Annotated in this window: 18 protein-coding genes; 15 read left to right on the top strand and 3 right to left on the bottom strand. The window is 72.2% G+C overall.

Features of this window, described 5'->3' with window-relative positions; all coding sequences use genetic code 11:
* Positions 1 to 193: 193 nt before the first annotated feature.
* Together purL and Tsedi_RS01575 are read left to right on the top strand one after the other, a co-directional pair.
* Positions 194 to 4,249 (top strand): phosphoribosylformylglycinamidine synthase, encoded by a 4,056-nt coding sequence (gene purL / locus Tsedi_RS01580; protein WP_143892882.1) that lies wholly within the window; start codon positions 194 to 196, stop codon positions 4,247 to 4,249.
* A 99-nt stretch (positions 4,250 to 4,348) separates the two neighbouring features.
* Positions 4,349 to 4,891, top strand: a complete 543-nt coding sequence (locus tag Tsedi_RS01575) for a hemerythrin domain-containing protein (protein WP_143892880.1) — start codon at positions 4,349 to 4,351, stop codon at positions 4,889 to 4,891.
* A 6-nt stretch (positions 4,892 to 4,897) separates the two neighbouring features.
* Here Tsedi_RS01575 and Tsedi_RS01570 read toward each other — a convergent pair whose 3' ends face one another.
* Positions 4,898 to 6,910: a peptidase U32 family protein gene (locus Tsedi_RS01570; protein WP_143892878.1), complete on the bottom strand. Its 2,013-nt coding sequence runs from the start codon at positions 6,908 to 6,910 to the stop codon at positions 4,898 to 4,900.
* 52 nt (positions 6,911 to 6,962) lie between these two features.
* Between Tsedi_RS01570 and Tsedi_RS01565 the strand changes: the two genes are divergently transcribed.
* Positions 6,963 to 7,832 (top strand): YbgC/FadM family acyl-CoA thioesterase, encoded by an 870-nt coding sequence (locus tag Tsedi_RS01565; RefSeq protein ID WP_143892876.1) that lies wholly within the window; start codon positions 6,963 to 6,965, stop codon positions 7,830 to 7,832.
* Here the strand turns inward: Tsedi_RS01565 and Tsedi_RS01560 are convergent.
* Entirely contained in the window at positions 7,775 to 8,626 is an 852-nt protein-coding gene (locus Tsedi_RS01560; protein WP_185970540.1) for an NRDE family protein, read from the bottom strand. The two genes, Tsedi_RS01565 and Tsedi_RS01560, sit on opposite strands and share 58 nt — an antisense overlap.
* 16 nt (positions 8,627 to 8,642) lie before the next feature.
* Positions 8,643 to 9,581, bottom strand: coding sequence for a CAF17-like 4Fe-4S cluster assembly/insertion protein YgfZ (gene ygfZ / locus Tsedi_RS01555; protein ID WP_342781081.1), 939 nt, complete (start codon positions 9,579 to 9,581; stop codon positions 8,643 to 8,645).
* Positions 9,582 to 9,718: 137 nt separating this feature from the next.
* Between ygfZ and mltG the strand changes: the two genes are divergently transcribed.
* The 12 genes from mltG to Tsedi_RS01495 all read left to right on the top strand — a co-directional run bounded on the left by mltG (position 9,719) and on the right by Tsedi_RS01495 (position 20,405).
* Positions 9,719 to 10,729 (top strand): endolytic transglycosylase MltG, encoded by a 1,011-nt coding sequence (mltG, locus tag Tsedi_RS01550; protein ID WP_143893060.1) that lies wholly within the window; start codon positions 9,719 to 9,721, stop codon positions 10,727 to 10,729.
* Positions 10,726 to 12,282 (top strand): hypothetical protein, encoded by a 1,557-nt coding sequence (locus tag Tsedi_RS01545; RefSeq protein WP_143892872.1) that lies wholly within the window; start codon positions 10,726 to 10,728, stop codon positions 12,280 to 12,282. The genes mltG and Tsedi_RS01545 overlap by 4 nt, the downstream gene beginning before the upstream one ends.
* The gene (gene tmk, locus Tsedi_RS01540) at positions 12,279 to 12,923 is read left to right on the top strand and encodes a dTMP kinase (protein WP_143892871.1); all 645 of its coding nucleotides are present in this window, start codon (positions 12,279 to 12,281) and stop codon (positions 12,921 to 12,923) included. The genes Tsedi_RS01545 and tmk overlap by 4 nt, the downstream gene beginning before the upstream one ends.
* On the top strand, positions 12,920 to 13,957 hold the full coding sequence (locus tag Tsedi_RS01535) for a DNA polymerase III subunit delta' (protein ID WP_143892870.1): 1,038 nt from the start codon (positions 12,920 to 12,922) through the stop codon (positions 13,955 to 13,957). Before tmk ends, Tsedi_RS01535 begins: the two co-directional genes overlap by 4 nt.
* Positions 13,954 to 14,334: a PilZ domain-containing protein gene (locus Tsedi_RS01530; protein ID WP_143892869.1), complete on the top strand. Its 381-nt coding sequence runs from the start codon at positions 13,954 to 13,956 to the stop codon at positions 14,332 to 14,334. The genes Tsedi_RS01535 and Tsedi_RS01530 overlap by 4 nt, the downstream gene beginning before the upstream one ends.
* A 50-nt stretch (positions 14,335 to 14,384) precedes the next feature.
* Positions 14,385 to 15,227 carry a TatD family hydrolase gene (locus tag Tsedi_RS01525; RefSeq protein WP_143892868.1) on the top strand — a complete coding sequence of 281 codons (843 nt, stop codon included), beginning with the start codon at positions 14,385 to 14,387 and terminating at the stop codon, positions 15,225 to 15,227.
* Between the two features lie 58 nt (positions 15,228 to 15,285).
* Entirely contained in the window at positions 15,286 to 15,969 is a 684-nt protein-coding gene (locus Tsedi_RS01520) for an ankyrin repeat domain-containing protein (protein WP_143892867.1), read from the top strand.
* A gap of 217 nt (positions 15,970 to 16,186) precedes the next feature.
* Complete coding sequence (locus Tsedi_RS01515) at positions 16,187 to 16,969, top strand: ABC transporter substrate-binding protein (protein WP_143892866.1); 783 nt, start codon at positions 16,187 to 16,189, stop codon at positions 16,967 to 16,969.
* A gap of 67 nt (positions 16,970 to 17,036) precedes the next feature.
* Positions 17,037 to 17,735 (top strand): ABC transporter permease, encoded by a 699-nt coding sequence (locus tag Tsedi_RS01510; RefSeq protein ID WP_143892865.1) that lies wholly within the window; start codon positions 17,037 to 17,039, stop codon positions 17,733 to 17,735.
* 17 nt (positions 17,736 to 17,752) lie between these two features.
* Positions 17,753 to 18,466, top strand: coding sequence for an ABC transporter permease (locus Tsedi_RS01505; protein WP_143892864.1), 714 nt, complete (start codon positions 17,753 to 17,755; stop codon positions 18,464 to 18,466).
* A gap of 5 nt (positions 18,467 to 18,471) precedes the next feature.
* Complete coding sequence (locus Tsedi_RS01500) at positions 18,472 to 19,602, top strand: succinylglutamate desuccinylase/aspartoacylase family protein (protein ID WP_143892863.1); 1,131 nt, start codon at positions 18,472 to 18,474, stop codon at positions 19,600 to 19,602.
* Positions 19,603 to 19,622: 20 nt separating this feature from the next.
* Positions 19,623 to 20,405, top strand: a complete 783-nt coding sequence (locus tag Tsedi_RS01495) for an ABC transporter ATP-binding protein (protein ID WP_143892862.1) — start codon at positions 19,623 to 19,625, stop codon at positions 20,403 to 20,405.
* Positions 20,406 to 20,430: the final 25 nt, after the last annotated feature.

The raw sequence follows: 20,430 nt of genomic DNA, 5'->3' as shown, positions 1-20,430 counted from the left end.
AACGGTGCGGGGATCGGTGTATGCAGGATAATGCATGTTCGCGCCTGCATTCCCCCGGACAAACCCTGAAGCGGACAGGGCCAAGCCGGCAGCAGCCCAAGATGAAACGCGGCCGCGGCGCAGGGAAGGCCGCGGTGATGCCCCCGGTAGAATCCGGGCCGTTCGCACCCCTGCGCCCGCCCAACGCACCGTCATGACCGCCACGCCCGCCGTTCACATCGCCACTTTCGCCGGGGCCGACGCGCTCGGCCACTTCCGGGCCCGCCAGCTGCTGCCGCGGCTGCAGGCGGTGGATGCGCGCATCCGCGCGCTGGCGGCGCGGCACGTGCACCTGGTGGCCACCGAGGCGCCGCTTGACGAGGCGCAGCGCCAGCGCTGGCAGGCGCTGCTGACCTATGGCGAGCCCTACCGCGGGCCGACCGAGGGCGTGCGCATCGTGGTTTCGCCACGGCTCGGCACGGTGTCGCCCTGGGCGTCCAAGGCCACCGACATCGCGCGCAACTGCGGCCTGGTGGCGCGGCGCGTCGAGCGCGTGACGGAATACTGGCTGACGCTGGAGACGGGCACGCTGCAGCGGCTGGCCGGGCGCGGCGCCGCACTGGACGAGACGGCCTGGCAGGCGTGCGCGGCGCTGCTGCACGACCGCATGACCGAAAGCGTCTGGCCCGATGTCGCCTCGGCCGCGGCGCTGTTCTCGCCGCTTCAGGCCGCGGCGCTGGAGCGCGTCGACGTGCTGGGGCGCGGTCGCGCGGCGCTGGAAGAGGCCAACCGCGCCTGGGGCCTGGCGCTGGCCGACGACGAGATCGACTACCTGGTGGAGGCGTTCGGGCGGCTGGGGCGCAACCCGAGCGACGTCGAGCTGATGATGTTCGCGCAGGCCAACAGCGAGCACTGCCGGCACAAGATCTTCAACGCGCAGTTCGTCATCGACGGCGTCGAGCAGCCGCTGAGCCTGTTCGGCATGATCCGCCACACGCACCAGCGCGCGCCGCACCGCACCATCGTCGCCTACGCCGACAACGCCGCGATCATGCAGGGTCACGTGGCCGAGCGCTTCGTGGCCAGCGGCGACGGCACGCACAGCCCGGCGTACCGCCGCGTCGAGGGCCTGCAGCACGTGCTGATGAAGGTGGAGACGCACAACCACCCGACGGCGATCTCACCGTTTCCGGGCGCGGCCACGGGCGCCGGCGGCGAGATCCGCGACGAGGGCGCCACCGGTCGCGGCGCGCGGCCCAAGGCCGGGCTGACCGGCTTTTCGGTCTCGCGCCTTTGGGGTGGGCTGGCGGACCAGCCCGACGGCAAGCCGGCGCACATCGCCAGCCCGCTGCAGATCATGATCGAGGGTCCGCTCGGCGGGGCCGCCTTCAACAACGAGTTCGGCCGCCCGAACCTGCTGGGCTACTTCCGTGAATATGAACAGCGCGTCGTCACCGACGTCGATGCGGTGCAGCGTGGCTATCACAAGCCGATCATGATCGCGGGGGGGCTCGGCACGATCGACGCCCAGCAGACGCACAAGGTGGTGTTCCCCGCCGGCACGCTGCTGGTGCAGCTCGGCGGGCCCGGCATGCGCATCGGCATGGGCGGCGGGGCGGCCAGCTCGATGGCCACCGGCGCCAACAGCGCCGAGCTGGACTTCGACTCCGTCCAGCGCGGCAATCCCGAGATCCAGCGCCGCGCCCAGGAGGTCATCAACCAGTGCTGGGCGCTCGGCGCGGACAACCCGATCCTGGCGATCCACGACGTCGGTGCCGGAGGGTTGTCCAACGCCTTTCCCGAGCTGGTGCACGACGCCGGGCGCGGCGCGCGCTTCGACCTGCGCGCGATCCCGCTGGAGGAGACCGGCCTGGCGCCGAAGGAAATCTGGTGCAACGAGAGCCAGGAGCGCTACGTGCTGGCGGTGGCCCCCGAGGCGCTGCCGCGCCTGCAGGCGCTGTGCGCGCGCGAGCGCTGCCCGCTGGCGGTGGTGGGCGTGGCCACCGAGGAGACGCGGCTGGTGGTGCACGACCCGCAGGCCACCGCAGCCGACCAGGCCAACCCGGTGGACATGCCGCTGGAGGTACTGCTGGGCAAGCCGCCGCGCATGCGGCGCGAGGTCCGGCGCGTGCACCGCGTGGCCGCCCCCTTCGACGGCGCTGGCATCGACCTGCGCGAGGCGGTGCTGCGCGTGCTGCGCCATCCCACGGTGGCCAGCAAGCGCTTCCTGATCACCATCGGCGACCGCACCGTCGGCGGGCTGACGCACCGTGACCAGATGGTCGGTCCCTGGCAGGTGCCGGTGGCCGACTGCGCGGTGACGCTGGCCGATTACCGCGGCCTGGCCGGCGAGGCCATGGCGATGGGCGAGCGCACGCCGCTGGCGGCGCTGGACGCGCCGGCCTCCGGCCGCATGGCGGTGGCCGAGGCGATCCTGAACCTGCTGGCCGCGCCGATCGAGCTGCCGCGCGTCAAGCTCTCGGCCAACTGGATGGCCGCCTGCGGCGAGCCGGGCGAGGACGCCGCGCTCTACGACACCGTCAAGGCGGTGGGGCTGGAGCTGTGCCCGCAGCTCGGCGTCAGCATTCCAGTGGGCAAGGACAGCCTGTCGATGCGCACGCAGTGGACCGGCGCCGATGGCCAGCCGCGCAAGGTGGTGGCGCCGGTCAGCCTGATCGTGTCGGCGTTCGCGACGCTGGACGACGTGCGCGGCACGCTGACGCCCCAGCTCGCGCGCGACGAGGAAACCGTGCTGATCCTGGTCGATCTGGGGCGCGGGCGCGACCGCATGGGCGGCTCGATCCTGGCGCAGGCGTACGAACAGGCCGGCGGCGCGGTGCCGGACCTGGACGATGCGCAGGATCTGGTGCGGGTGGTGCAGGCGGTCAACGCGCTGCGCGCGCGCGGGCTGCTGCTGGCCTACCACGACCGCAGCGACGGCGGGCTGCTGGCCTGCGTGGCCGAGATGGCGTTCGCGGGTCGGGTGGGCGTGGCGCTCAACGTCGATCTGCTCGTCACCGAGGGCGACGGCATCGCCGACAGCCGCGCCGACGTCGGCGACGCCAAGAACTGGGCGCAGCAGGTCGGCCCGCGGCGCCACGAGCGCACCCTGCGTGCGCTGTTCAGCGAGGAGCTGGGCGTGGTGCTGCAGGTGCGGGCCTCGCAGCGCGACGAGACGCTGGCGCTGCTGCGGCAGCATGGGCTGGGCGCCTGCAGCCACGTCGTCGGCAAGACGCGCCCGACCTCCAGCCCGATCGACCTCGGCAAGGGGGAGCTCACCATCTGGCGCGACGCGCAGTGCATCTTCGGCGCACCGCTGTCGGAGCTGCTGGCCGCGTGGGACGAGGTCAGCTGGCGCATCTGCCGTGAGCGCGACCATCCCGACTGCGCCGATGCCGAACACGCCGCCGTGGCGCGCACCGACGACCCCGGCCTGCACGTGGCGCTCACCTTCGATCCGGGCGAGGATATCGCGGCCCCGTACCTGAACATGACGCGGCCGCGCGTGGCGATCCTGCGCGAGCAGGGCGTCAACTCGCATGTCGAGATGGCTTACGCGTTCGACGCCGCCGGCTTTGAGGCGGTGGACGTGCACATGACCGACTTGCTGGCCGGGCGCACCCAGCTCGCCGGCTTTCAGGGGCTGGTGGCCTGCGGCGGCTTCAGCTATGGCGACACGCTGGGCGCGGGCGTCGGCTGGGCGCGCTCGATCACCTTCCACCCCGAGCTGTCGCAGCAGTTCGCCGCCTTCTTCGCGCGGCCCGATACGTTCGGCTTGGGCGTGTGCAACGGCTGCCAGATGTTTGCCGAGCTGGCCTCGATCATCCCGGGCGCCGAGCACTGGCCACGCTTCACCACCAACGTCAGCGAGCGCTTCGAGGCGCGACTGTCGCTGGTGGAGGTGACCGACTCGCCCAGCCTCTTTTTCCAGGGCATGGCCGGCAGCCGGCTGCCGATCGCGGTGGCGCACGGCGAGGGCTACGCGAACTTCGGCCAGCGGGGCGACCGCGAGCAGGTCCTCGTCGCCCTGCGCTACGTCGATCATCACGGTCAGCCGACCGAAACCTACCCGCTCAACCCGAACGGCAGCCCGGGCGGCATCACCGCGGTCACGACGCCGGACGGGCGCTTCACCGCGATGATGCCGCACCCCGAGCGGGTGTTCCGCAACGCGCAGCTGAGCTGGACGGACCTCGGCGTCAGCGGCGGCGTGGCGGCGTTCAGCCCCTGGATGCGCATGTTCCGCAACGCGCGTCGCTGGGTAGGCTGACGGGGGCGGGGCGGCGGTGCCTTGACCGGGGTCAAGGCCGTCGAGTTGCACCGGTCTAGACTTCGGCGAGGTTCATCTGAATCGACACGAGGAGGCCCCATGACCCGTCCCGACGACACGCCGGCCGCCCAGCAGCCACTGGCGGATTTCTCGCAGTGCCACGCCGGCATCCTGCGCAAGCTCGACGGCCTGGAGGAACTGCCGGCACTGCTGGCGCCGGCCGCCCGCGCGCGCGAGCTGGCCGAATGCTCGGTGGAGTTCTTCTGCGAGGCCATCTTCGAGCACCATCTGGATGAGGAGCGTGAGCTGTTTCCGGCGGTGTTGACCAGCGCCACCCCCGAGGAGCGCGGACGCCTGCAGGCCATCGTGCGCCGGCTCACCGACGAGCACCGCGCGCTGGAGTCGCTGTGGAAGCGGCTCGAGGGGGACTTGAAGCGGGTCGCCAAGGGGCAGGCGTTCGAGGTCGACACCGAGGCCCTGCAGACCCTGGTGTCGCAGTACCGTGCCCATGCCCGCTACGAAGAGGAAACCTTCCTGCCGCTGGCGCAGGCGATCCTCGGCCGCAACGGCGATCACATGGCTGCCCTGGGGCTGGCGCTGCACGTGCGCCACACGCCGATGCCGGTGCCCGCCTACGTCTGACGCCGCTCAGGCACGGGCAGCGGCAGGCAGCGGCCGCGTGCGGTAGAAGCGCAGCGGCTGCTCGCGCACCTGCTGTTGGAGCTGGCGCCGCACGTGCGGCTGCAGCCGCCCGACCACGTGCATCTCGCAGCGCTTGCAGTCGAAGCGCAGCGTCAGCCGCTGGTCGCCGTGCTCGAGGGTCAGCGGCTCGGCGCGGATCGTGCCTTGCACACCGGCCACGCCCTTGGCCTGCTTCGGGCACAAGTGCAGGCTGTAGCGCACGCAGTGCCTGGTGATCATCAGGCTGACCTCGCCCAGCGCCTCGTGGCTCTCGTAGGCGGCCTCGATGACGCGCACGCCGTGGCGGGCGTAGAAGTCGCGTGCCTTGTGGTTGTAGACGTTGCCGAGGTAGGTCAGCACGTCGTCCGGGTACGGCACCGGCGGCTGCAGTTCCGGGCGGCGCCGGCCGCGCGGGCGCGCCGCTTCGCGCACCTCCAGCAGCGCCTGCACCGCGGCGCGGCGCAGCTCGTTGAGGCGCGAGGCCGGCACGAACCACGGCGCCGGCAGCGCCAGCTCCACCGAGGCGGCGGCAAAGATCGTTTCGCCCAGGCGCGTCAGGCTTTCGGTCAGCTGGCGAGCATGGCGCTCGGCGTCGCGCGCCGGCTCGAACGGACCGGCCAGGCGCGCCTCGGCCCCGTGCCCGTCGGCGTCGGTGAGCGTGAGCACCAGGTCGTCACCGTCGGCGTGCAGCCGCAGGTGCAGGCCAATGCGGCGCTCGGCGCTTTTCTTCTGCAGCAGGCGCTCCCAGGCCATGCTGCGGTTGCGGTGCACGCGCGTGCCGCGCTTGAGGTCGCGCAGCGTGGCGACCGCGTCTTTGGGCTCGACGCGCCAGCGTACCCCGCCATCCGTCCCCGGCCCGAGCCGCTCGACGCGGTTGGTCTGCAGGCCGACCAGCTGCTGGCGCGCGTCGAAGTAACAAAGGCCGTCGCCATTGGCCAGTTCCGTGGCCGGGTCGTCGGTCTCGATCTCGACGTGGTCGGCGGCCACGCGCACCACCCAGCCGATCGGCCGACCGGGGTTCTTCGGGCTGTCGAAGGCGCCGATGTCGAGCTGACGCCCGCGCACGAAGTAGTCGGTGAACTCGCGGTTGAAGTTCTGGTCCGGATCGGGCGTGAAGGTGCAGGTGCAGCGGCCGCTGGAGGAGGGCGCCAGCTCCGGGCGCTCCTCCAGGATGGCGTCGAGCAGCCGCCGGTAGTGGGCCGTGACGTTCTTCACGTAGCCCATGTCCTTGTAGCGCCCCTCGATCTTGAAGCTGCGCACGCCGGCGTCGATGAGCGCGCGCAGGTTGGCGCTCTGGTTGTTGTCCTTCATCGACAGCACGTGCTTGTCGCGCGCCAGGATGCGTCCCTGCGCATCGCGCACCTCCCACGGCAGGCGGCACGCCTGCGAGCAGTCGCCGCGGTTGGCGCTGCGGCCGGTGTAGGCGTGGCTGACGTAGCACTGGCCGCTGTAGGCCACGCACAGCGCGCCGTGAATGAAGAATTCCAGCACCGCGCGCTGCGGCGCCGCACGCGGGCCCAGCGCCGCGTCGATGGCGGCGATCTGTTCCAGCGTCAGTTCGCGCGCCAGCACGATCTGGGAAAACCCCACATCCTGCAGGAAGCGCGCCTTCTGCGGCGTGCGGATGTCGCACTGGGTGCTGGCATGCAGCTCGATCGGCGGCAGATCCAGCTCCAGCAACCCCATGTCCTGGACGATCAGGGCGTCCACCCCGATCTCGTGGCACTGCCACGCCAGCCGGCGCGCGGCCTCCAGCTCGTCGTCGCGCAGGATGGTGTTGAGCGTGACGAAGACGCGCGCGTGGTAGCGATGGGCATGGCGCACCAGGCGCTCGATCTCGTGCAGCGGATTGGCCGCGTTGGCGCGGGCGCCGAAACCAGGGCCGCCGATGTAGACCGCGTCGGCACCATGGTTGACCGCCTCGATGCCGATGTCGGCGTCGCGCGCGGGCGACAGCAGTTCAATCTGGTGGGGCAGCATCCGGGGCTCGCAGGGGTGACAATGCAGGCCCGCGATTGTCCCAGAAGCTGCCATGCGACGCCACGAGTTCCGCTGCCTGCACCGCCTGCGCGTGCGCTGGTCCGAGGTGGACCTGCAGGGCATCGTCTTCAACGCCCACTACCTGACCTACTTCGATGTCGGCGTCACCGAATACTGGCGCCGGCTTGGCCTGCCATACGTCGAGGCGATGGCGCGGCTGGGCGGCGAGCCGGTGGTGCGCAAGGCCACGCTCGAGTATGCCGCGCCGGCCCGCCTGGACGACGAGCTGGAGGTGGGCCTGCGCTGCGAGCGCATCGGCCGCACGTCGTGGACGATGACCGGTGCGCTGTTCCGCGGCGAACGCGCGCTGGTGACCGCGGAGATCGTCTACGTGTTCGTCGACCTCGGCGCCCACGTGGCGCAGCCGGTGCCAGCGGTGCTGCGCGAGCTGTTCGAGCGTTTCGAGGCCGGCGATGACGTGCTGCGCCTGGAGACCGGGCCGTGGTCGCGCCTGCAGGCGCTGGCCGCGCCGCTGCGCCGCGCGGTGTTCGTCGAAGAGCAGGGCATCCCGGAACACGAGGAGTGGGACGAGGCCGATGCCGACGCGCTGCACGCGGTGGCCGTCAACGCGCTCGGGCAGGCGGTGGGCACCGGTCGGCTGCTGCGCACCGACGAGCCCGGCGTCGGCAAGATCGGCCGCATGGCGGTGCACCGCGCGCTGCGCGGCGCTGGCGTCGGCGCGCGGGTGCTGCAGGCGCTGGTGCAGGCTGCGCGCGGGCGCGGCGACCACACGCTGCGCTTGAGCGCCCAGCGCACCGCGGTCGGCTTCTATGCCCGCCAGGGATGGCGGCCGATCGGCGAGCCTCACGAGGAGGTCGGCATCCCGCACCAGTGGATGGAGCGGCGCCTGACCGATGCGTGAGGGATCCCGTCCGGCCCGAGTTCCGGTGCGTAGGTCCACTCGGTCGCGTGCAGCGTGCCAGCGCTGTCCAGCCAGGCGATCAGGCTGCTGCGCGTGCCGTAGCGGCGCTGCGGCCAGTGGACCCAGGGGCTGCGCGTCAGTGCCGCCGGATCGCCCTGCGGGCAGGGGACGTGCGTCTGCAGCACCGCCCGCAGTGCCGCCTCGGCCTTCGGGAGCGCGCAGTTGCCAGCCGCCACCGCCTCCAGCGCCGCGTGCAGCCGCTCGGCCTTCGGCCATGGGGTGTCCAGCGCGGCATTCGACAGCGCGTGCACGCCGACCGGCACGTCCGCGCCCCACCAGCCGTGCATTTCTTCGAGGTCGTCCCAGTGCTCGCCTCGGCCACGGGGATCGACGTTGGTCAGCCAGCGCCACTGGCCCGTCGCGACGTCGGCCAGCACCAGGTTGCAACCTTCATAGGCACTGGCCGGATGGCCGCGCAGCCACGCGTGCCAGTCCTGCACGCGGGCGTCGGCGCCCAGCCAGCCGGTCACCAGCAGCCCGCGGCTGCGCGGCGCCGAGCGGGCTGCCGACGACCCGGCGCGCACGTTGGTCAGCATCGCCAACCGCCCACCAGCGCCGAAGGCCAGCCATGCACCGCCGGCCAGCTGGTCGCGGCCGCTGAGCACTACGGTGCCGTCCGGCAGACGCCAGCGCCGCAGCGGCACGGCGGGGCGATCCCAGGCCTCGTCCCGGTTGGCGGCGATCCACAGCGGTGTGGGCGTGCCGGGACGCCACGCCCAGCCGATCAGGCACACGTCCGCCCGCTCCGCTTCAGAGGTCGTCGCGCAACGGATAGGGCAGGGGTTCGACGCGCGCGACGACGCCGTCGGGCGCGCCGATGCGCAGGGGCTGTCCATCCAGCGCCGAGGTCTGCACGCTGACCACCGCGTACCACGTGCCACGCTGCGGGTGCGGCGCGGCGTCGGCCACCAGCCCGGCGGGCTGGTCCGGGTCGGCGGGGTGGAAGACCTCCTGCCCCGCCGCCACCGGCCCCTCGGCGCGCAGCAGCGCGCCGCGGCGCTTGATGGCGCCACGGAACTGCGCGCGCGCCACCACTTCCTGTCCCGGGTAGCAGCCTTTCTGGAAGTGCACCCCGCCCACCGACTCGTAGTTGAGCATCTGCGGCACGAACGCCTCCACCACCGGCTCGGTGACGAACGGCACCGCGCTCATCACCTGCAGCCAGGGCCACCAGGCGGCTGGCAGCGCCGGGCCCTGGAGGGGGCGGCCGTCGGCAGGCTGCAGCGTCAGCGCCCGGGCGCAGCCGGCGCCGTCCGGCAACCGGGCCCACAGGCGACCCTCGTCGTCGCGCCGGGCCGTCCAGGGCTGCGTCAGCCCGGGCGGTACCGCCGCGCCCGCCGCGCCCCACACGCGCCAGGCGTCGCTCGCATCCTGCAGCGTGACCTTGGCGCGCAGCACGAACATCGCCAGTCGCTTGAGCACCGGCGCCACGCGGCTGCGCGGCAGCGCCAGCAGGCATTCGTCGTCCGCCGGGCGCCACAGGACCGCGCTCATCAGCATGCGCCCCTTCGGCGTGCACCAGGCCACCAGCCGGGCCGCCTGTGGGGTCAGATGCAGCACGTCATGGGTCAGCTGGCCGTGCAGGAAAGCCGCGGCGTCGGGCCCGGCGGCGCGCAGCACACCCCAGTCGTCCAGCGCCAGCACGCCGCAGGGCACGTCGGACGGATCGAAGGTCATCGTGTCGTTCATGGCAATCGGCAACAATCGCGCCCGCGGCCCGCCGCCCGAGGACGGCCGCCGGTGCGGGCGGCTATGATCGGCGCCCGTATTGTCCCGCAGCGCCGTCCCGGCCGTCCCCGATGAGTCCGCAACCCCACGCCTCCAGCATGGCGCGCCGCACGGCGCGCTGGGCGGTTGCGCTCGCGGCGGCGGTGTTGCTGCTCGCCTCAGCGGTGGCGGCGTGGCTGCTGCGGCCGCTGCCGCTGCGCCTGCCGGAGGGGGGCAACGTGGTCGACGTGCAGATCGCGCCGGGCATGTCGGCGCGCCAGATCGCGCAGGCGCTGGCCGAGGCCGGCGTGGACGTGCCGGCGTGGATGCTGCTTGCCTGGCTGCGGCTGTCCGGGCAGGCGCGCGAGCTCAAGGCCGGTGCGTACGAGATCGCGCCCGGCACCACCCCGGGCCAGCTGCTGGACAAGCTGGTGCGCGGCGAGCAGGCGCTGCGTCGCGTCACGCTGATCGAGGGCTGGACCGTGCGCGACGTGCTGCGCGCGCTGCGCCGCGCCGAGCACCTGGTCGATGACCTGCCCCCGGGCGAGGATCCGGTCGCGCTGGCGCGACACCTCGGACTGGCCGCCACGCATGCGGAGGGACGCTTCTTCCCCGACACCTATCTGTACCCCAAGCGCAGCGCCGCCAGCGAGGTGCTGCGTCGGGCCGCGCGCGCGATGGACGAGCGCCTGGCCCAGGCTTGGGCGCAGCGCGCCGCCGACCTGCCGCTGCGCAGTCCCGAGGAGGCGCTGATCCTGGCCAGCCTGGTCGAGAAGGAGACCGGCCACGAACCCGACCGCGCGTTGATCGCCGGGGTGTTCGTCAACCGGCTGCGCCTGGGCATGCGGCTGCAGACCGACCCCAGCGTCATCTACGGCCTGGGCGAGACGTTCGACGGCGACCTGCGCCGCCGCGACCTGCTGACCGACACGCCCTACAACACCTACACCCGCGCCGGCCTGCCGCCGACGCCGATCGCCATGCCCGGCTGGGCTTCCCTGCTGGCGGCGGTGCAGCCGGCGCGCACGCCGGCGCTGTACTTCGTCGCCCGCGGCGACGGCACCAGCGCCTTCAGCCGCACGCTGGACGAGCACAATCGCGCGGTGCGGCGGTATCAGCTCGGCCGATGAATCTGCCGATGCGCCGCTTCGCCCTCGGGCTGGCCGTGCCGTACGTAGCATGGGCGATCCTGCGCCTGGCGTTGATGCCGGCGCTGGAATTCGACGAGGCCGAGCAGGTGCTGCACCGGCAGTGGCTGCGCCCGCTCTACGGACCGCAGCCGCCGCTGTTCGAATGGCTGGTCTGGGGGCTGGGCGCAACGCTGGGCTTGTCCGCTCTGGAAGCGGTGGTGCTGTTGAAGGCCGTCGCGCTGTGGACGATCGGGATGGCGGCGGCCTCGTTCGTGCGGCAGGCGGGCTTATCGGTTCACGCCGCCGGCGCGGCGGGCTGGTGGGTGCTGTCCGTGCCGTTGCTGTTGTGGGACGCGCCCCGCTCCCTGACCCACAGCCTGATGGCCACCGCCTGGCTGGCGCTGCTGGCGGCAAGCAGCGCCCCGCTGTTCGTTCGGGCCCGCCAGCCGCTGGGCGTGGCGCGCTGGGCGCTGCTCGGCGTGCTGGCCGCCGCGGCGCTGCTGTCCAAATACAACGCGGTGCTGGCGCTTGCAGGCTGGGCCGCGGCGGTGCTGACGGCGTGGTGGCGCGCCACGGGCGGCGGACGGGACTGGGCACGGCTGATCGCGCTCCACGCCCGGCAGGCGCTTCCGGCTTGGCTGCCGGCGGTGACGCTGTTGGCGTGGCATGTCATGGGGGTGCTCGAGGCATGGCCGGCCGTGCGCGACCCGATCGCAGCCAAGATGCGGCCCGGGGGCGAGCTCGGCGTCGTGCAGGGGGTGTTCTCGGTCGTCTCGGGGTGGCTTGCCACGCTTTCGCTGCCGGCGTTGCTGCTGGGACTGGCGCGGCGCCGGTCAGCCGCGCAGATCGGGAGAACCGCCCCGCAAGCCTACCCGCAAGCGGAACCAAGAAGCGAACCGTCTTGGCTGGCGTTGGCTGCGGTGTACGCTTCGGTGGTCGGCTCCGCGATGCTGGTGCTGGTGGTCGCCGGGCTGATGGTCGACATCAAGGAGCGCTGGATCCTGCCGCTGGCGGTACCTTTGCTGATGCTGGCTGCACCCGGTTGGGCCCGGTTCGGATCCGACTTCGCACGTCGGGTGCGGCGGATGGCGTCGGCCTTGGTGGCGCTCGCCCTGGCGCTGCTGGTCGGACGCGGGCAGGTGCTGGCCTGGATGGAGGAGCCTTCCTGGAGCCGGCTGCCGGCGCGCGCGGCGGCGCAGTGGGTGGACGGGCTGGGACCGGACGGCGCGCTGGTCGTGGCTGCGCCGATCCACCTGGCCGGAGCGCTGGCCGCCTACGGACGACGCGATCGCCCCGTGCTGCATCGGCACGCCTCGCCGCTGCTGTGGGGGCACGAGCCCGTCTGCGCGTTGCTGATCGTGCAGGAGGGTACGCAGACACCGGGAGAGGGGCGGCTGACCGCCCTCGGCTTCATCCAGGACGGCGAACCGCGCAGGGTCGACCTGCCGCGCGTACCGGCGGCCGGCGACGCGGTGACGCTGCAGGCGCGTGCATGGCGCCACCCCGATCCTCGATGTCCGGCACGCGCCAGCGTATACGATCATCTTCCATGACGACATCCACCGGGGGGCTGTTCCTCACCTTCGAAGGCATCGACGGCGCCGGCAAGTCGACGCACCTGACGGCGCTGGCGCAGGCGTTGCGGGCACAGGGCCGGGCGGTGCAGGTCACGCGCGAGCCGGGTGGCACGCCGCTGGCGGAGCGCTTGCGCGCCTGTCTGCTCGAGGAGCCGATGGACGCGCTGACCGAGGCGCTGGTGGTGTTCGCGGCACGGCGTGACCATCTGCGATGCGTCATCGAGCCCGCGCTGGCACGGGGTTGCGTGGTGCTGTGTGACCGCTTCACCGACGCCACGTTCGCCTACCAGGGCGGGGGGCGCGGCTTCGACCCGGTGATCCTGCGCACCCTGGAGCACTGGGTGCAGGCGGACGGGGCCGGCGGGCTGCGCGAACCAGACCTGACGCTGTGGTTCGACGTCCCGCCCGCGGTGGCGGCGGCGCGGCTGGCGGCCGCGCGCGCCCCTGACCGCTTCGAGGCCGAACCGCAGGTTTTCTTCGAGCGGGTGCGCGCCGGCTACGCCGCGCGCGCCGCCGCGGCGCCGCGGCGCATCGTGCGGCTGGACGCCACCCAGCCGCTCGAGGCCGTGTGGGCCGAAGTGCTGGCGGTCTGCCGGGCCCGGGGGGTGCTGGCATGAACGAGACGCTGCCGCCCTGGCTGATGCGCGAACTCGATGTGCTGCTGGCGCAGCGCGGCCACGCGCTGCTGCTGGACGGCCCGGCCGGACTCGGTCAATATGCGCTGGCGCTGGCACTGGCCACGGCCTGGTTGTGCGAGGCGCCGCGACAGGGCAGGGCGTGCGGGGGCTGCCCGTCGTGCCACGCGGTGCAGGCGCGTACCCATCCCGACCTGTTCGTGCTGCTGCCCGAGGCGCTCGCCCTGGAGCTGGGCTGGCCGCTCGATCCGCTCACCCAGGAGCGTCTCGAGCGCAAGGAGATCAAGCCGAGCCGGCAGATCCGGGTGGAGGCCACGCGGGCGGCGCTGGCGTTTGCCCAGACCACCAGTGCGCGCGGCCGCGCCAAGGTGGTGTTGATCCACCCGGCCGAGCGGCTCAATGCGGAATCGGCCAACGCGCTGCTGAAGACGCTGGAGGAGCCGCCGCCGGCGGTGCGCTTCGTGCTGGCCACGCAGGCCGCGCATGCCTTGCTGCCGACGATCCGCAGCCGCTGCCAGCGCCATGCGCTGGGCTGGCCGCCCGAGCAGGAGGGGCTGGCGTGGCTGCAGCAGGTGGCCGCGCAGGAAGGGCTGACGGCGCAGCCGGATGCGCTGATGGCCTGCTGGCGCTTGGCAGCGGGGCGCCTGGACGAGGCGCTGGCGTGGGCGCGGCTCGGCATGGACGCCGCGCTGTGGCGGCGCCTGCCGCGCCTGCTGGCCGACGCCGACCTGGAGGTCGTGGCGGATTGGCCGCTGCCACGCCAGCTCACGCTGCTGATGCTGCTGTGCCACGACGCCCTGGTGCAGGCGCATGGCGGCACGCCGCGCCATTTCGAGGCCGCGGCGCTGCCGGCGGGCGCCGACCCCGCGCGGCTGGCTGCCCTGTGGCGCGCGCTGCAGCAGGCCCAGCGCAGCATCGAGCATCCCCATCAGGCGGCCCTGTGGACCGCGGCCTGGGCCGAGCGGGTGCGCGCCGCCTTCGCGGCGGCCGGGCCGGCGCTACACTCGCGCGCATGAACATGGGCCCTCCCGCCGGTGGCGACGCGGCCGCGCACCCCCGTCCGACGGTCATCCAGCTCACGATCAAGGAAAAGTCCGCGCTGTACGCGGCCTACATCCCGCTGTTCGCCGAAGGCGGCATTTTCGTGCCCTCGGCGCGCCAGTACACGCTGGGGCAGGACGTCTACGTCCTGCTGACCCTGCCGGATGACGTGCAGCGCTACCCCGTGGCCGGCAAGGTGGCCTGGATCACCCCGCCCGGCGCCACCGGGGCGCGTACGCAGGGCGTGGGCATCCGCTTTCCGCACGACGAGCGGGCGCGGGCGCTGAAGGCGCGCATCGAGGAAATCCTGGGGCCGCTGCTGGCCTCGGACAAGCCGACCCAGACCGTCTGACCCGCCAGCGGGCACCGCCCGGACGCGCCCCGTACCTCCCCGAGCCGACGATGTACACCGATTCCCACTGCCACCTCGACTTTCCCGAACTGCAGGCCGACCTGCCCGCGGTGCTGGCGGCGATGCGCGCCGCCGGCGTGACGCGCGCGCTGTGCATCGGCACCACGCTGGAGCGCTTCGACGCCGTGCACCGGCTCGCGCTGCAGGGGGCCGACGGCAGCCCGCGCCTGTGGGCCACCGTCGGCGTGCACCCCGACCACGAGCATGACGAAGCCCCCACCGTCGAGCGGCTGCTGGAGCTGGCCGCGCGTCCGCGCGTGGTTGGCATCGGCGAGACGGGGCTGGACTACTACCGCCTGGAAGGACGCACGGTGGCCGACATGGAGTGGCAGCGCGAGCGCTTCCGCGTCCACATCCGCGCCGCGCGCCGCGCCGACCTGCCGCTCGTGATCCACACGCGCGCCGCGGCGGACCACACCCTGGCGATCCTGCGCGAGGAGGGCGGGCTGGGCTCCACCGGCGGCGACGGACTGCCGCCGGCGCGCGGGGTGTTTCACTGCTTCACCGAAAGCCTGGAGGTGGCGCGCGCAGCGCTGGACCTTGGGTTCCTGATCTCGTTTTCCGGCATCGTGACGTTCAAGAACGCCGCCAGCCTGCGCGAGGTGGCGCGCCTGGTGCCGCTGGATCGCACGCTGATCGAGACCGACAGCCCCTACCTGGCGCCGGTGCCGCACCGCGGCAAGGTCAACACCCCGGCCTACGTGCCCCTGGTGGCGGCGCAGCTGGCCGAACTGCATGGCGTCACGGCCGAGGAGGTCGGCCGCATCACCAGCGACAACTTCACCCGGCTGTTCGACCGCGTGCAACAGGAGTCCACCGCCGGCCAGGCGTGACGCCATGCCCGATGGGCAGGCCCTGGCGCGTGCCATCCACGAGTTCGCGGGAAGGATCATGAAGCGGCGCCATCTCCTTCTGCTGTCGACGATCGTTTCGGTCGCGACGCTGGCCGTCGCACCCCCCGCACGCGCCCAGCGTGCCTACGACCGCTTCATCACCGCCATCATCCGCGACGACGTCAGCACCATCCTCGAGCTGCAGCTGCGCGGGCTCGACATCAACACGCCGGATCCCGACCTCAACCCGCCGCTGGTGCTGGCGCTGCAGCGCGACGCGCTGAAGGTGGCCAGGCACTTGGCCGAGCAGTGGGATCTGAACGTCGAGGCCACCAACCCGGCCGGCGAGAACGCGCTGATGATCGCCGCGCTGCGCGGCCACGAGGACATCGTGCGCGCGCTGCTGCGCCGTGGCGCGCAGGTCAACCGGCCGGGCTGGACGCCGCTGCATTACGCGGCCAGCGGCAAGACCGAGGCCGCGCTGCCGATCACGCGGCTGCTGCTGGACCACCACGCGTACCTGGACGCCGAGTCGCCCAACGGCACCACGCCGCTGATGATGGCGGCGCTGTACGGGCGCTCGGAGGTGGTCGACCTGCTGCTGGCGGAGGGCGCGGACGCGACGGTGCGCAACCAGCAGGGGCTCGACGCGCTGGACTTCGCGCGCCGCAGCGGCCGCGAGCACGTCGTGCAGCGCCTCGCTGCGGCGCTGCGGGCCAGCCGGCCGAAGGGATCGTGGTGACGGGCGCCATGCGCGGTTCCCGGGCGCTGGCCGGTGCGCGCGGGCCGGCGCTCACCCTCGCCTCCGGTCATCCGAAAGTTCCACAATGTGTATTATGTTAAGTGACGGCCAAGGCCAAGCCACTGACCACGACTCCCCGGAAAAACCCCACGTCGACCCCGCACCCCGGCCCGGCCGGCCTACAATGGCCGCACCTTCCACTTTTCACCGAACCATCATGCAACGACGACTCCTGCTCAGCACCGCCGTGGCCGCCGCGCTGCTGGCCGCCGGTGCCGCCCACGCGCAGCAAGGCAACGTGCTGCGCGTGGCCATCGACGCCACCTACGAGCCGTTCACCTACAAGACGCCGGACGGCAAGCCCACCGGCTTCGACGTCGACATCGCCGAGGCGATCTGCGCCAAGCTCAACCGCAAGTGCGTCTACGTCGAGCAGGTCTGGGACAGCATGATCCCGGGTCTGCAGGCGCGCAAGTATGACGTCATCATCAGCTCGATGTCGATCACCGACGAGCGGCTCAAGGTCGTCGACTTCAGCGACCGCTACTACAAGACGCCCAGCGGCATCGTCGTCAAGCAGGGTACGCCGTACAGCGGGCCCGCCTCGCTGAAAGGCAAGAAGATCGGCGTGCTCAAGGGCAGCACGCAGGAGAAGTATGCGCTGGGTGAACTCAAGCCGGCTGGCGTGCAGGTCATCCCCTACGAGGCGCAGGATCAGGTCTACCTCGACATCAAGGCCGGGCGCCTGGACGGCACCGTGGCCGACAAGGTCGAGGTCACCGGTGGTTTCCTGAGCAAGCCCGAAGGCAAGGGTTACGGCTTCGTCGGTCCGGACCTCTACGACGTCAAGTACTTCGGCTACGGCGTCGGCGTGGCGATGCGCAAGGGCCAGGACAAGCTCAAGGCCGACATCAACGCCGCCATCAAGGCCATCCGCAGCGACGGCACGTACGAGAAGATCGCGAAGAAGTACTTCGACTTCGACCCGTACGGCAACTGATCGCACTGCCCTGAACGTCGCGCCGTCCGGGCACTGCGTCCCGGCGGCGCGTCGTCATTGAAGCCCGATGTTCGACTACCTGCCCGGCATCCTGCAAGGCGCCCTGCTGACGGTGGGCGTCTCGCTCGGTGCGCTGCTGCTGTCGGTGCTGCTGGGGCTGCTTGGCGCCAGCGCCAAGCTGTCGGGTCGCGCGCCGCTGGTGGCGCTGGCCACGCTCTACACCACCGTGATCCGCGGCGTGCCGGAGCTGGTGCTGATGCTGCTCGTCTTCTATGGCGGCACGATCGGGCTCAACGCGCTGCTGGAGTCGCTGGGCTCGCCCGAGCCAGTGGACATCAACCCGTTCGCCGCCGGCGTGGCCACGATCGGCTTCATTTACGGGGCCTACATGACCGAGACGTTCCGCGGCGCGATCCTGGCGGTGCCGCGCGGCCAGATGGAGGCGGCGTGGGCGTTCGGCATGGGGCGGCTGGCCACCTTCGTGCGCATCACGCTGCCGCAGATGGTGCGCCACGCCCTGCCCGGCTTCACCAACAACTGGCTGGTGCTGATCAAGAGCACGGCGCTGGTCAGCCTCATCGGCCTGAAGGACATGACCTTCCTGGCCAAGCAGGCTTCGGCCGCCACGCGTGAGCCGTTCTTCTTCTTCCTGTTCGTCGGCGCGCTGTTCCTGCTCTACACCTCGGCGTCGCTGTGGGCGCTGCGGCGGCTGCAGCGGCGCTTCAGCGCCGGGGTGCGGCCGGCCGAGGCTTGGCAGCACGGCTGAATCCGCAGGCCGCCACCATGAACTGGTCCGTCATCTTCGAGCCCGCCCAGCTGCAGCTCTACGCCGAAGGGCTGGCCACGACGCTGAAGCTGCTGCTGGGCTCGCTCGCGGTGGGGGGTGTGCTGGCGCTGGCGATGGCGCTGGCGCTGACCAGCCGTCACGCCTGGCTGCGCCGCGTCGTTGGCGCCTACACCTACGTCATCCGCGGCACGCCGCTGCTGATTCAGGTCTATCTGATCTACTACGGGCTGGCGCAGCTGGAGTGGATCCAGGCGCGCTGGGACGAGGTCTGGCCGTGGACCTGGTTCAAGGAGGCGTTCTTCTGCGCGCTGCTGGCTTTTGCCCTCAACACCGCGGGCTACACCGCCGAGATCATTGCTGGCGCGATGCGCGAGACCCCGCCCGGCGAGATCGAGGCTGCGCGTGCGATGGGCATGAGCCCGCGGCAGGTGCTGTGGCGCATCGTGCTGCCCAGCGCCTTGCGACGCAGCCTGCCGGCCTACAGCAACGAGGTGGTGATGATGCTGCACAGCACGAGTCTGGCCAGCACCGTGCCGGCGATGCTGGATCTGACCGCCGCAGCCAGCCGCGTCTATTCGGATTTCTACCTGCCGTTCGAGGCGTACCTGTTCGCCGCGGCGATCTACCTCGTCATCACGTTCGCGCTGGTCGGGCTGTTCCGGCTGGCCGAGCGGCGCTTCCTGGCCTACCTCGGGCCGCGGCGGACTTGAACCCCATGCGCATTGAGCACCATCCCCTGCCCTGCTCGAGCCTTGGCACGCAGCGCACCGTCACCAGCCTGCATTTCGGTGTCGCGGGCGCCCGCCCGAAGGTGTACGTGCAGGCGAGCCTCCATGCCGACGAATTGCCGGGCATGCTGGTGGCGCACCACCTGCGCCGCCGGCTGCTGGAAGCGGAAAGCGCCGGCGCGCTGCGCGGCGAGGTGGTGCTGGTGCCGGCGGCCAACCCGATCGGGCTGGCGCAGCGCCTCGACCACCGGCCGCTCGGACGCTTCGAGCTCGGCACCTCGGAAAACTTCAACCGCCACTATCCCGACTTGGCGACGCTGGCGTGGGAACGGGTCGGGGCCGCGCTCGGGCCGGATGCCGAGGCCAACGTGCAGCGGGTGCGCGAGGCGGTGCGGCAGGCGCTGGCCGAGCGGCCCGCGGCCACCGAGCTGCAGGGTTTGCGGCTGACGCTGATGCGGTTGGCCGTGGACGCCGACGTGGTGCTGGACCTGCACTGTGACAGCGAGGCCGTGCTGCACCTCTACAGCGAAACCGCGTGCTGGCCGCAGCTGGAGCCGCTGGCGGCGTGGCTGGGGGCCGAGACGGTGCTCGTGGCGGACTACGGTGCCGGCGGCCAGCCGTTCGACGAGCAGCTCTCCGGCCTGTGGTCGCAGCTGGCGGCGCGGCTGCGTGCCGAGGCAAGCCAAGCCCCGCTGCCGCAGGCGTGCGCCAGCGCCACCGTCGAGCTGCGCGGCGAGGCCGATGTCGATCACGCGCTGGCGGCGCAGGACGCCGAAGCGATCGTGCGTTACCTGCAGCAGATCGGCGTCCTGGCGGGCGACCCGGGCACCCCACCGCCGCCGCGCTGCACGCCCACGCCGCTGGCCGGCACCGAGATCCTGCGCGCGCCGCATCCGGGGGTCATCGTCTTCCGGGCGCCGGTGGGCGCGCGGCTGCAGCCCGGCGACGCCGTGGCCGACATCGTCGACCCAATGAGCGATCGCGTGACGACGCTGACGGCCGCCCACGGTGGCACGCTTTACGCGCGCAGCCGCGAGCGCTACGCCATCGCCGGTCTCGAAGTGGCCAAGGTCGCCGGCGCGCGCCCGATCCGCAGCGGCGACCTGCTGTCGGCCTGACACCCCCTTGCCCCATGACCATGCCAACGACCCCTGCCCCGATCAAGCTCCAGGTCGACGACATCCACAAGCGCTACGGCACGCACGAGGTGCTCAAGGGCGTCTCGCTGACTGCGCGCGCCGGCGACGTCATCAGCATCATCGGCAGCTCAGGCTCGGGCAAGAGCACCTTCCTGCGCTGCATCAACCTGCTGGAGCGGCCGCACGCGGGGCGCATCGTCGTGGCCGGCGAGGAGCTGCGGCTGCGCCCCGGCCCCGGCGGCGAGCTGCAGGCCGCCGACCCACGCCAGCTGCAGCGGCTGCGCACGCGCCTGGCGATGGTGTTCCAGAACTTCAACCTCTGGGCGCACATGACGGTGCTGCAAAACGTCATCGAGGTGCCGATGCACGTGCTGAAGGTGCCGCGCGACGAGGCGGTGGCCACCGCGCGCAAGTACCTGGAGCGCGTCGGCCTGCTCGGGGTGGAGGACCGCTACCCTGCACACCTGAGCGGCGGCCAGCAGCAGCGCGTGGCCATCGCGCGGGCGCTGGCGGTGGAGCCGGAGGTGATGCTGTTCGATGAGCCCACCAGCGCGCTCGACCCCGAGCTGGTCACCGAGGTGCTGCGCGTGATGCAGGGACTCGCGGAGGAGCACCGCACGATGGTGGTCGTCACGCACGAGATGGGCTTTGCGCGCGAGGTCTCCAACCACGTGATCTTCCTGCACCAGGGGCGCATCGAGGAACAGGGCGACCCGCAGGTGGTGCTGCGCCAGCCGCGCAGCGAGCGGCTGCAGCAATTTCTCAGCGGAAACCTGAAGTGATGACAGGCGTGGGGCGCAGGCGCGC

The organism is Tepidimonas sediminis (genome assembly GCF_007556605.1).
Classification (GTDB): Bacteria; Pseudomonadota; Gammaproteobacteria; order Burkholderiales; family Burkholderiaceae_C; genus Tepidimonas; species Tepidimonas sediminis.
Note: the sequence above shows the minus strand (reverse complement) of the source record. Positions and strands in the feature narration are given on the sequence as shown.

What these genes read in the sequence shown, in the direction of transcription:
- purL (WP_143892882.1), top strand. Translation starts at nt 194, where the DNA reads ATGACCGCCACGCCCGCCGTTCACATCGCCACTTTCGCCGGGGCCGAC.
- Tsedi_RS01575 (WP_143892880.1), top strand. Translation starts at nt 4,349, where the DNA reads ATGACCCGTCCCGACGACACGCCGGCCGCCCAGCAGCCACTGGCGGAT.
- Tsedi_RS01570 (WP_143892878.1), bottom strand. Translation starts at nt 6,910, where the DNA reads ATGCTGCCCCACCAGATTGAACTGCTGTCGCCCGCGCGCGACGCCGAC.
- Tsedi_RS01565 (WP_143892876.1), top strand. Translation starts at nt 6,963, where the DNA reads ATGCGACGCCACGAGTTCCGCTGCCTGCACCGCCTGCGCGTGCGCTGG.
- ygfZ (WP_342781081.1), bottom strand. Translation starts at nt 9,581, where the DNA reads ATGAACGACACGATGACCTTCGATCCGTCCGACGTGCCCTGCGGCGTG.
- mltG (WP_143893060.1), top strand. Translation starts at nt 9,719, where the DNA reads ATGGCGCGCCGCACGGCGCGCTGGGCGGTTGCGCTCGCGGCGGCGGTG.
- Tsedi_RS01545 (WP_143892872.1), top strand. Translation starts at nt 10,726, where the DNA reads ATGAATCTGCCGATGCGCCGCTTCGCCCTCGGGCTGGCCGTGCCGTAC.
- tmk (WP_143892871.1), top strand. Translation starts at nt 12,279, where the DNA reads ATGACGACATCCACCGGGGGGCTGTTCCTCACCTTCGAAGGCATCGAC.
- Tsedi_RS01535 (WP_143892870.1), top strand. Translation starts at nt 12,920, where the DNA reads ATGAACGAGACGCTGCCGCCCTGGCTGATGCGCGAACTCGATGTGCTG.
- Tsedi_RS01530 (WP_143892869.1), top strand. Translation starts at nt 13,954, where the DNA reads ATGAACATGGGCCCTCCCGCCGGTGGCGACGCGGCCGCGCACCCCCGT.
- Tsedi_RS01525 (WP_143892868.1), top strand. Translation starts at nt 14,385, where the DNA reads ATGTACACCGATTCCCACTGCCACCTCGACTTTCCCGAACTGCAGGCC.
- Tsedi_RS01520 (WP_143892867.1), top strand. Translation starts at nt 15,286, where the DNA reads ATGAAGCGGCGCCATCTCCTTCTGCTGTCGACGATCGTTTCGGTCGCG.
- Tsedi_RS01515 (WP_143892866.1), top strand. Translation starts at nt 16,187, where the DNA reads ATGCAACGACGACTCCTGCTCAGCACCGCCGTGGCCGCCGCGCTGCTG.
- Tsedi_RS01510 (WP_143892865.1), top strand. Translation starts at nt 17,037, where the DNA reads ATGTTCGACTACCTGCCCGGCATCCTGCAAGGCGCCCTGCTGACGGTG.
- Tsedi_RS01505 (WP_143892864.1), top strand. Translation starts at nt 17,753, where the DNA reads ATGAACTGGTCCGTCATCTTCGAGCCCGCCCAGCTGCAGCTCTACGCC.
- Tsedi_RS01500 (WP_143892863.1), top strand. Translation starts at nt 18,472, where the DNA reads ATGCGCATTGAGCACCATCCCCTGCCCTGCTCGAGCCTTGGCACGCAG.
- Tsedi_RS01495 (WP_143892862.1), top strand. Translation starts at nt 19,623, where the DNA reads ATGCCAACGACCCCTGCCCCGATCAAGCTCCAGGTCGACGACATCCAC.